The sequence below is a fragment of the Streptomyces sp. NPDC039736 genome, from assembly GCF_055596485.1.
This window is the reverse complement of sequence record NZ_JBVIUQ010000003.1, coordinates 200,423-211,206: the sequence shown is the minus strand read 5'-3', so window position 1 is coordinate 211,206 and position 10,784 is coordinate 200,423. Positions and strand designations below refer to the sequence as shown.

At 71.6% G+C, this 10,784-nt stretch carries 5 protein-coding genes and 2 pseudogenes; 3 read left to right on the top strand and 4 right to left on the bottom strand.

Annotated features, from left to right (window positions below; genetic code table 11):
• Positions 1-63 precede the first annotated feature (63 nt).
• Positions 64-438, top strand: a complete 375-nt coding sequence (locus ACZ56L_RS10375; protein ID WP_471063091.1) for a VOC family protein — start codon at positions 64-66, stop codon at positions 436-438.
• 169 nt (positions 439-607) lie between these two features.
• Here ACZ56L_RS10375 and ACZ56L_RS10370 read toward each other — a convergent pair.
• Both ACZ56L_RS10370 and ACZ56L_RS10365 read right to left on the bottom strand, forming a co-directional pair.
• Positions 608-802, bottom strand: a pseudogene (locus tag ACZ56L_RS10370) (flavodoxin family protein); the annotation flags it as partial.
• 463 nt (positions 803-1,265) lie between these two features.
• A complete protein-coding gene (locus ACZ56L_RS10365) occupies positions 1,266-2,024 on the bottom strand; it encodes a DUF2637 domain-containing protein (RefSeq protein ID WP_345219274.1) in 759 nt (252 codons plus the stop codon).
• A gap of 1,208 nt (positions 2,025-3,232) precedes the next feature.
• Between ACZ56L_RS10365 and ACZ56L_RS10360 the strand changes: the two genes are divergently transcribed.
• On the top strand, positions 3,233-3,784 hold the full coding sequence (locus tag ACZ56L_RS10360; RefSeq protein WP_471063863.1) for a hypothetical protein: 552 nt from the start codon (positions 3,233-3,235) through the stop codon (positions 3,782-3,784).
• A 43-nt stretch (positions 3,785-3,827) separates the two neighbouring features.
• Here ACZ56L_RS10360 and ACZ56L_RS10355 read toward each other — a convergent pair.
• Positions 3,828-4,394, bottom strand: a pseudogene (locus tag ACZ56L_RS10355) (peptidoglycan-binding domain-containing protein); the annotation flags it as partial.
• 1,008 nt (positions 4,395-5,402) lie between these two features.
• Here ACZ56L_RS10355 and ACZ56L_RS10350 point away from each other — a divergent pair.
• Positions 5,403-6,272 (top strand): isocitrate lyase/PEP mutase family protein, encoded by an 870-nt coding sequence (locus ACZ56L_RS10350; protein ID WP_345219276.1) that lies wholly within the window; start codon positions 5,403-5,405, stop codon positions 6,270-6,272.
• A gap of 162 nt (positions 6,273-6,434) precedes the next feature.
• Here ACZ56L_RS10350 and ACZ56L_RS10345 read toward each other — a convergent pair whose 3' ends face one another.
• Entirely contained in the window at positions 6,435-10,700 is a 4,266-nt protein-coding gene (locus tag ACZ56L_RS10345; protein ID WP_471063089.1) for a S8 family serine peptidase, read from the bottom strand.
• Positions 10,701-10,784 lie beyond the last annotated feature (84 nt).

Genomic DNA, 10,784 nt, shown 5'->3' with positions numbered 1-10,784 from the left:
TTCCCCTCTCTTCTCCCCGGATGCGGCACGGGTGAGTCCGCCGGAGAAGGGCAAGAGGCAGGTATGACCATGACTCTCGGTGCCTTCGTTCTCGGCACCCCCGATCCGCCGGCGCTCGCAGACTTCTACCGGGCCCTCCTGGGCTGGCAGGAGGAGGACCGCGACCCGGAGTGGGTTCGCCTGAAGGATCCGGAGCAGGACCGGCCGAGTCTCAGTTTCCAGCTGGAGGCCGGCCATGTGCCTCCCGTGTGGCCACCGCGGCCCGGTACTCAGCAGATGCAGGCACATGTGGACCTGCGTGTCGACGACCTGGAGGCGGAGACCGCCCGCGCCTGCGCCTTGGGGGCGACAGTGGAGGAGCACCAGCCGCAGAAGGACGTACGAGTGCTCCGTGACCCGCACGGTCACCTATTCTGCCTCTTCCTGCCGGGGGCCTGAGGTGCCGTGGCGCGAGGGCACCCGACCAGACGCCCCGTCGCGCCGAAAAGAACGAGCAGTTGTTCTCCGAGGCCGGAGGCAGGCTCGCACGCACGTCGCACTCGCACGTCGTACTCGTACTCGTGCAGGGCGACGGTGTCCTTGACGAGCGTTCCGGAGCGCCGGGCACTCAGGCCGGTGGCGGTCCGATCGGCGTGGTTTCCAGTGCGCGGGCGACCGCGTGCAGGTCGGCGGCCACCGCCCGCCCGGGAATGGTGTGGCCGATGTCCGTGAGGCCGCCGGTGATCTCGGAAATCACATGATGGCCCCTGTCCTCGTTGCCGGTGACCACCACACCGGCGACCCGGTTGTGGGCGACCGGACGCTCCTGTGACGGTTCCCGAGCTGAGCCCGGCGCTCTGGAGGAGCTGGGCAGGCGTCTGCCGCGCGAAGCCCGGGAGGTCGACCTGACGCTGATTGACGCGTTGGGGCAGCCGCGCGTGCTGGGCTTGGACGAGGCACGGCGCCTCGTGGGGCCGGCCTGTGGAAGACCAGGTTGTTCGTCGGGCAGAAGTTGCCTTTCTGCTGGTGTGTCGTTGATGGATTCGGCAGCACCCGCACAGAGTGGTGGAGGGTGCTCAGCAGGGCGTGGTCCCGCGCGGGGAGCGGTGGCCGGCCCGGTGGACCGTTTCGATCGACTGCGCCACGTCTTCCGGCCAGTTCGCTGTACCCAAGACTTGTTTTTCTCGCTCTCTGCCACAGGTGTGAAAGAGGCATCGGGCGCGGAGGACACGACATGACAAACGGAGGGACCGCAGCCGGACGGCTTCTCGGGCCGCCGCGGCGCCTCAGCGCACCCGGTGTGCGGGCCTGTGACGGGTCGGACGGCGATGGGGGCGGGTGAGGGTGATCTGGCGGACGAGCTGGTGGAAGCAGCTCAGCGCGGTGATCGGGGGAAGGCCGGCGACCGCGATCCCGACGAGGGTCTTGTCGGCGTGGTTGACGCACAGGGTGAGCGCGACGGCCGAGAAGAGGATGACGACGAACCAGGAGTGTGCCGCTCCGCGGTGGTGGAGGGCGGCACGCAGAACGGACAGGGAAGCGACGAGCCATGGACCGTACACCAGCAGTGGCCACAGTTCCGCCAGGTGCCCGGGCACGATCGGCTGGGCCAGGTGGCGCAACGGGTTGTACGTGACGACCGCGCCGAAGGCGCTGACCATGGCCACGATGACGGTGGTGAGCGCGGCGAGACTGATGCTGACTCCGCGCACCCAGGACCACCCCTGCCGCCGCAGCCGGGTGTGCGGCCGACGCCGTTTGCGATGGTCGTGCGACCCGGGCCTCGGGAGCGGCACGTCAGGCTGCCGCGTCTGTTCCGTCTGCTGCGCGGGCGGTTCGGCGGAGGTGCCCAGGATGCGGGCGAGTTCGTCCTCCAGGCCCGCTTCCATGTCCATCGGGCCGGGCCACGAGGTCTGCCGCGGGAGGAAGAGCTCCTGCGTGGGGACCAGCCGTTCGGGGTGTGCTGCGGGGGGTCCGGCCCAGTCTCCGGGTTCTTGCAGGAAGAGTGCTTCGTCCAGGCCGAAGGGATTGCGGTGCTCATCCACAGTGGGAGTGCTCCCACGCCGTGGCCGCCGTCCGCGCGGCGCTGAGCGGCAGCACTTGCGCGTCTGCCTTCGGCCCGCCGGTACGCGCGGGCCGGGGAACGCCCGGAGCACAGGAGCTCGTGCAGACGGCTCGGTGGTAGAAGTCGGCCTGCATGGCGTTGAGTTCCTGAAGGAAGTCCTCCAGAAGGTCGGTGAAGACCGGAGCCCCGTCGGGCGGTGCGGCGGAGCCGTCCGACGACGGGGCAGGAGGGCCGTCCTGCCGAGGGAGCACGCCCCGCAGTGAGATGAGCGCGTCGGCGTCCTGCGGGCCTGCCGTCCGGGGAAAGCGCTGGGATGAGGTCACACACCTCTTAACGAGCCCGTCGTACTGACCATGTGTGGCAGACGAGTGGGCGGGAACGGCAAAGGGGTGAGTGTTCTGCGGCCGTGGGCAGAAAAAAGGCCCAACTGCCCGCGTCGCTTACCCCATTGTGTACCCGGCCGCGCCGGTTCCCATTTCGCTGCCGCCGGAGAGCGCCCCCGCTGCGCCGTATGACGGCATCCGCGAACACAGGAGCGTCCACCGGTGTTCCCACACGCCGAACCGGAACCTCGAGACCTGCACCGGTCGTCACGAGGCCGCACGGCAAGCAGTCGGAGACAACCGTACGCGGACAATGCCTACGACACGGCTCACCTGCGCAGATGGTGCCGCGCAAGCGCCCAGTGCCCACATCACCCGGACAGGCGCCGAATTCAGTGAACCGGAGCCACGAAGACGGTGACGGGGGAGTCGTCGTCGCTTGTCCCCGGTACGAGTTCCGTGCCTTCCCCGGTGTGCGTCGCGGACGCTCAGCGTCGGCCCAGAAGGACCGTCAGCGGCTGGGGGTGGGGTGGAAGGCGCGGATGTCGCGGGTGGTGCGGGCGTTGTGGATGTCGTAGACAGGCGGGGGCGGGACATTTTTCCTCGGGGTCCAGTAGCCGGGCGCTCACATCTGTCCGGCGATCGTCCTTCCTAGGTCCTCCCCGGCGGGCGCGCCTTCCTCCGCCAGGGGGAGACGGTCCGCCGTAGCGGCTGACGTGCGGCTGCCGTGTCCAGGACCAGCATGTACGTCATGACCACAGCGCCAGCTTCTCTCCCTGTCCCCGTCCCCGCGCCCGTCTGGGCTCGTCGTGCCGCCCACGCCATCGCTCTGTGCGCAGTTCCGTCCGGCCTGTGGCGCATCGCCATGGCATCCGGTGTCCCTGTCGGCTACAGCGATCAGGTGCTGCGCGACGTCTTCGACATACCGGGCTGGGGCATCGCCTACGTCGTCGGCCTCTCCGTCCTCGCCGAACTGGCCGCACTGTTTCCGCTGCTACTCGTCAGCGACCGGTGGCGGCCGCTGCGCCCCCGGGTCCTGTCCGCACTGGCCTGGACCGCCTCGGGGGCCCTGGTCCTGGTGGCGCTGTGGCAACTCGTGGTCGCTTTCACCGTCGAGAGCCAGACGTACATGTCGAGTGGTGCGGCACAGGCCCTATGGGGCTTCGTCTTCGCCCCGCTGTTCGCCGTCCCGGCCCTGATGACCGCGGTGACCTGGTCCTACGCAAAGCGGCACCGGGCGGGGAGACGGGCATGGCCCTACCGCGTGGACGTCTTCGACCGCCGCGTCAGCCGTTTCAGTTCCAGCCGCCGTGCCCGCACCCGTCGGCCTTGCCGTCCCTGCCGTCCCGACTGTCCCTGCTGTTCCAGCCGTCCCGGTCACTCCCGCGGGTCTCGGCGTGCAGGGCCGCCCGGGTGAGCGGGCCGTACACACCGGGTGTCTCCGGGATGTTGCGCGCCACTTGGTAACGGCGCAGGGCCACTTCCACCGACTCTCCGAACTGTCCGTCGGCCGACCCGAGGAACAGAGAGAGCTGGAAAAGGCGGCGCTGGAGGTCTACGACCTCGGCGCCGGTACTGCCCAGCCGGAGACACTTCCCGGGCGGTTCGGGCTGTGGGGGGCTGAGGTGCGGTGGCTTCCTCTGCTTGGGCTGTTCCGTCTGCTTGGGCACGGCGCCGGGTGTGGAGGCCGTCGGCCGACCGGAGGCTGGAGACGACGCCTTCGGGGCGGTGGGTGTCGCGTTCCGGACGGAAGTCCGCGGGGTAGCCGGCGGGTTCACCGTTGCGGACGTACTGGCGGACGGCTGGGGCTTCGGGGTCGCGCTGGGCGGCGGGAGGTCGGGCACCGTCAAGATCACCCTGTCCGGCGACGTCCGATGGGGGCCGGAGGTGAAGCACAGGGTGAGCCCGATCCCAGCGGCCAGAGCGCCGGAGACCAGCAGCGGGAGCGAGAGGCCGAGTTGACTCTCGCGCGTCGGTTTCGACGTGCTCCCCCGCGACCGCAACCGCGACCGCGAGGCGTGCCGCATCCGGGGGGTCTTCTCCCCTTTGCGGCTCTCGTGGACGTCGGTGGCTCCGGGGGTGGGAGGCAGGGCGAGCGTGGTGTCGAAGAGCTCGACGTCCTGCTCTCGCGCGCCCAACTCACCGCTGCCGCATTCCGTGATCTTGCCGAAGACGCGATCGTACTGAGCGGAGGGCGGCGTCGACTCGGGGGCACCGCGGTCAGTCGGCGTGCTCAGGGCAGTTGTGTCGCGCATCGAGTGCTCCAGATGAGGTGGATCGCGGGCGATACGGCGCGATGGCGAAGATCCGGAATGAGGACTAGGAGAGTTTGAGCGGCGCTCAATTGAAGCGTCAACTGCGGTGAAGCCACACGAAAAGGTGGCGAAGGTGACGTTGATTCTTAAACGACTCTTAAGGAGAGACGCACATCACATCCACCGGGTCGTGCCCTGTGGCTTCGTGACGCAGGACCTGCCTTCTCGAACGACACCTCGATACGGTTTGTGACCGCCAGCGCAGGCGGTCGGCAACGGTACGGCGGAGAGGGTCCCGCGGGCTGTCCAGGCCGACGTCGGTGCCACGGGCCGGACCGACTGGAGCATGGCCGGTGCCGATTCCACGAACTGCCGCGTGCATCCAGTACGCGGTGCACGTCTCCATCCGTGCCCCGAAGATCCAGGGGCGGTGCGGAAGTCCGGTGCGCCACCGCTCCGATGAGGCCCCGGGACGCTCGCCAGGTGGACTGACAAGCAAGATCCACCGTGTTGGAACGTGTGCCTCGGCAGACGGGTGGACGCCCCCGGCCGTCGCACCGGCCCAGGCATCAGCGCGTCCCATCGGCAGCGGCCTGCACGTCGGGTCCGGGTGCCGGTGACGTCTCCGCGATGAAGGGGTTACGCCGTCGGAGTGAGTAAAGCCTTCACGAGGTGAACCCGCGGGCTCGTTCCGAAAGCATCCCTGTTGAGCAAAGGGCTGCCCGTCGTGGCGACCTCTCAGCGGCCTGTGCGCCGAGGAGTGATGGAGGAACCAGAAGGATGACGTACGGAAGCAGGCTGCGCGAGCAGATCGCGGTGCCGGGCACGACGCCCCTGATCGGTGTTTACGACATGTACTCGGCGTCCATCGCGGCGGAGCACTACGACGGGATGTTCGTCTCCGGGTTCGGCTTCGCAGCCTCCCACTACGGGCTTCCCGACATCGGCTTCATCGCGTGGCCCGACATGCTGGCCTTCGCCCAGCGGCTGCGCGGCGCGTTCCCCCTGCACCACCTCCTGGTGGACATCGACGACGGATACGTCGACCCCGAGGTCGCCTGCCACATGGTGCGGAGTCTGGAACGCGCCGGAGCCTCCGGCGTGATCCTGGAGGACCAGAAGCGTCCCCGGCGCTGCGGACACGCGGACGGCAAGCTGGTACTGCCGCTGGAGGAGTACCTGGAGAAGCTCCACCTGGTCCTGGCCGCCCGTGACGACCTCGTCGTCGTGGCCCGTACGGACGCGACCGAGGACGACGAGATCCTGCGCCGGGCCCGGGCTCTCGCCGCCACGGACGCCGACGTCATCCTGGTCGACGGGGTGCGCAGCACCGAATGGATCCAGCGCATCCGCGAGGTCGTGGGAGGCAAGCCACTGCTGTTCAACCAGATCGCCGGCGGCAAGTCGCCGCGTCTCTCGCTCACCGAACTGACCGGTCTCGGTGTCGACGCCGCCATCTACAGCACGCCCTGCCTCTTCGCGGCGCACCAGGCGATGGAGACCGCCCTGGCCGAACTGCGCCTCGCCGACGGCCGTTTGCCGGCCGCGGACGTGAGTACCGTCGGTGTGCGGGAATCGACCGCCCTGCTGGCCAGGAACATCAGCCGCCACCACGGGGCCCCCACCGCACCGGAAGAGGCCACCGTGTGACCACCAGGCCGACGGGGACGGCAGCCCTCTCGCCGGCCGGGCGGTCCGGTTCGAGCGGGACGGGGAGCCGAACCGGACACGCGCACCGGCTGCACGGATGCACGGGCGCACAGGTGCACGGGCGCGCCCGTCGTGCGGCGCGCCCGTGCACCCGAGCGGGGATCAGCGGCGCAGCGTCAAGCGGTGGACGCCGCCGTCGACCGTACCGACGTAGAGCGTGCGGCCGTCGCGGGCGGCGGCCAGCTTGGTGGTGTCGGTGTTCTGCAGACCGCTGGAGACGTTCTCCCAGGTCCGGCCGTTGTCGGTGCTGCGCAGCACGCCCCGGCCGCCCTGGACGAGTCCGGAGGCCCGTGAGCTGGTGGTGGCGGCGTAGAGCGTCCCGCCGACCCGCAGCAGGTCCGACACGTGGACCGCGAGCGGACCGGTGTCGGCGGTCCGGAAGGTCCTGCCGTCGTCGGTGCTGACCCGGATGGACTCGCCGCCGACCACCAGGCGCCGGCCGTCCGTCGTCAGCGAGGAGACGGGACCGTCGGCGACCTTGGTCTTGGTGACGCCGCCGTCGTCTGAGCGGTAGAGGCCCGAGGCGTTGCCCAGCCAGAGGCGCCGCGGTTCGCGCGGGTCACCAGCCATGGCGTCGAACGACCTCTCGTGGAAGAGGTTCTTCCAGGTGTGGCCGCCGTCGGTGGTCGAGTACAGCCCGTCGCCGAAGATGCTCCGGAAGCCGACCGCCACCCGGTCGGGGTCCGCCGGGTGCACCAGGATCGACGTCGGCACCTCCGACGAGGTGCCCTTCACCTGCCAGGTCCGGCCGGCGTCGCCGCTGCGGGAGACCTCGAAGAGGCCGGTCGCGGTGCGCCGGACCTGCCACACCACCGCGGTGTCCTGGGCGGAGACGGCGAGGTGGGAAGTGAGGCGGCCGGTCATGCCCTCCGCGCCGGACTGGCCCCACTCGGGGCCGGCGACGGGGATCCTGGTGCGGTAGGTGCCGCTCACCGTTCCGGCGAGCAGATGGTCGCCGCCGGCCGCCAGGGCGAGGGTGGTCAGGCCCTGGACGCCGATCCTGCGGTAGCCGGTGGCGTCGGCCGAGCCGCGGTACAGGCCGTCCTGCTCGCTGGACACGGTCACCGAGCCGTCGGCCCAGCGGTCGTAGTCCATCGGGATGGCGGCCCTGGAAGGCGCCTGCGCGGGCTGCCAGGTCCTGCCGTGGTCCCGGCTGACCTGCCCGGCGCCGAACAGCGCGCGCAGGTACAGGTCGCCGCCGGAGGCGGACAGTCCGTTGCCGCCCTCCTTCAGGGGGAGCACGGTGGACCAGGTGCGGCCCTTGTCGTAGGAGCCGCGGACGCCCGTACCGGGGACGAGGGCCAGCAGGACGGTGGAGTCGGCCGTCAGGCCGCGGACGGACTTCACCGGTTCGTCGAGGACCAGGTGCGCCGGACCGGGATCGCCCTTGCCGACGCCGTCGATCCGCCAGACCCTGTCGAAGGTCGCCAGGTAGAGGGTGTCGCCGACGAGGGTCGCGTCGCGTACCGCGCCGTTCACGCCGGTGGGGTACGTCGCCCAGGTGTCGCCGGCGTCCGTGCTGACCAGCAGGCTGCCGTCGACCAGAGCGGCGAGGGTACGGGTCTGCTCGTCGGCGACGAACTCCTCGATGTGCGCGTCCGGCACGTCGAGCTTGCGCCAGCTTCGGCCGTTGTCGTCGGTGCGCAGGACGGCGCCCCTGCGGGTGGGGTCGGCAGCCGTGTTGACGGCGTACCACCAGCGGTCGGGGCGGCGGGCGTCGACCACGACCGCGCCGGTGCCGTTGCCGTCGGCGACCGGCAGCCTGCCGACCTGGCGCCAGTTGGCACCGCCGTCGGTGGTCAGCCAGGGAGCGGCCTTGCGGTATTGGGTCACGACGGCCTGCTTCGGCCGGGCGGGCGTGAGCGCGACGTGACCGGCCTCGCTGTTGGGGCCGACGGGTTCCCAGCGGTCGCCGCGGCTGCCCGCCGGGGTGACCTCGAAGGCGCCGCGGCCGGTGATCCGCCGGCCGTCGGTGGTGGTGGCGCGTACGTCCAGCAGGTAGGCGCCGGCTGCCTTCTCGTTCACGTCGGCCTGGTAGTAGCCGGCGCCGTTCATGGTCGTGGGCAGGGTGTGGCTCCTGCCGTGCGGGGACTTGACGGTGATCTCGGGCGGCGCGTTCAGGGCCGTCGGGGAGGCGATGTGCACCGTGGAGCGGCCGTCGCTCGGGTCGGGGGACGCCTGGACGACCAGGTGCCGCACGACCAGCAGGTACGGCACCCGCAGGGCCGGGCCGCGCGCCGGGGTGGCGGTGATCCGGCCGCTGATCTCCCGGTCGGTCTCCGGGCGGTCGGCGCGCAGGGTGACGGTGACGGTCGCGGACCCGCCGGCGGGAACGGTGACCCGGGACGGGGACACGGTGGCGGGGCCGCTGCTGCTCAGGGTGGTGGTCAGGGGTGCCTTGCCGGGGTTGGTCAGGCGCACCTTCGCGGTGCCGCCCACGGTCCGGCCCGAGAGGTCGGCGAGGCCGAACGACACGGCCGACGGGGAGGCGCCCAGGGTGGCCCCCGCCGCGGCGGCCACGTCGAGGCGTCCGTTGCCCTGGACGGCGGGGCCGGTGCCGGCGAGCGGCTTGGCGGAGCCGACGAGGGCGGACCTGATCCCGTCGGTCCCCTGGTCCGGGCGCAGTTGGCGCAGCAGGGCGGCCGCGCCCGCGACGTGCGGGCTGGCCATCGAGGTGCCGGACATCCGGTAGACGCCGGGACCGTACATCGAGCTGGGTATCGCCGAGCGGATCTCCACGCCGGGTGCGACGAGGTCGGGCTTGAGGCCGAAGCCGGTGCCCGGCCCGCGCGAGGAGAACGAGGCGATCTCGTCGGTGGAGTCGGCGCCGCGCAGGGTGACGGACACCTTGCCGACGGCCAGTCGGCGGCTCAACTGGTCGTACTGGGTCGTGTCGATGCCCATCATCACCAGGCGGTCCATGCGCAGCGAGTCCCCGGAGGCGGCGCCCCGGGCGAGGTCGGGGCGCGCGGGCGTCGCCGGGGCCCCGAACGTCCCGGGGCCGCCGGCGAGCGCGGGTCCGCCGTGGGACGGGAGGCCGCCGGCGAGTGCGGGTCCGCCGTGGGACGGGAGGCCGCCGAGCACGGCGAGCGCGCCGCGCTTCTCGGCCTCGCGCGCCCAGTCGACGTCCTGCTGGCTCAGGACCTCGGTGCTGGGCGGTACGAGGATGTCCGCCCGCAGGATCTTGCCCCGTACGTCACCGGCCCGCTTCCAGTCCTCGGCGGTGCCCGCGCCGACGTCCACGAGCGGGGCGGTGACCGGCTCCCGGGGCGGGTTCGCGGACAGGATGCCCCGGTAGGTCTGGATCAGTTCGGGCTTCCGGCCCGCGAGGTACGCGCTCGGGGTGCGCACCCCGCTGGTGGACGCGCCGACTGCGATGACGCCGTCGGCGGACGCCGGGGTGTTGACGGTGCCGCTGCCCGGCCCGCTGTTGCCGGCCGCCGCGACGACGACCACTCCGGCCCGTACGGCGGCGCTCGCCGCGCGACCCAGCGGGTCGGTGCCGTCGCCGGGGCCGCCGAGGCTCATGTTGATGACGTCGGCGGGGAACGGGTTGGCCGGGTCGGCCGCCGCCTCGATACCGGCAACGATGTCAGAGGTGTAGCCGCTGCCGTCGGCGCCGGTGACCTTGTACGCCAGCAGACGGGCGTCGGGCGCCATGCCGGTGACGCCTTCCTTGCCGGCCGCCTTGCCCGCGATGATGCCCGCGACGTGGGTGCCGTGGCCGTTGTCGTCCATCGGGTCGTCGTCGCCGTTGGCGAAGTCGTAGCCGCCGACGACCTTGCGGTCCTTGCCGAAGCCGCCCCCGAGGTCGGGGTGTCCGTAGTCCACGCCGCTGTCCAGGACCGCCACGACGGTGCCCCTGCCGGTGGCCTTCACCCCGGACGGGTCCGCGCGCTTCCAGACCTCGGGCGCGCCGGTCAGCGGCACGCTCACGTCCGTGCGCACCTGTATCCGGGTGTCGGGCCGGACGGCGGTGACGCCCGGCAGCGCGGCCAGCCGGGCCGTCTCCGACGCGGGTACCGTCATCGCCACGGCGTTGACCAGCAGCCCGAGTTTGCGCGGCGAACCGGGGTGCAGTCCGGCCTTCCGCACCTCCCCGACGAAGGCGTCCTGCCGGGCCGCCAGGTTCCGCCGGGCCTCGGCCACCGCGGCGGCGGGACCGGCGGCGAGGGCTGTCAGGGTGCCGCTGGGGGCGGCGGCGACGGCGGCGTCCCCGGACAGTTCGACGATGACCCGCTGGTTCGGGTCGGGCGACTTCGCGGTCGCGGTCGTGGCGCCGGGCAGCGCGGTGAGCGTCCCGGCGAGAGCGACGGTGGTGACGGCAACGGCCACCAGGCGTCGGGTTCTTCGTGCGTTCTTGGCCATGGGCAGCAGTCCTAGCCCCGAAGTCACTCTCCGTACAACAGATCCCGGCGGCCCATTGCTGCCGCTGGCACAAGTGGGCCAGTA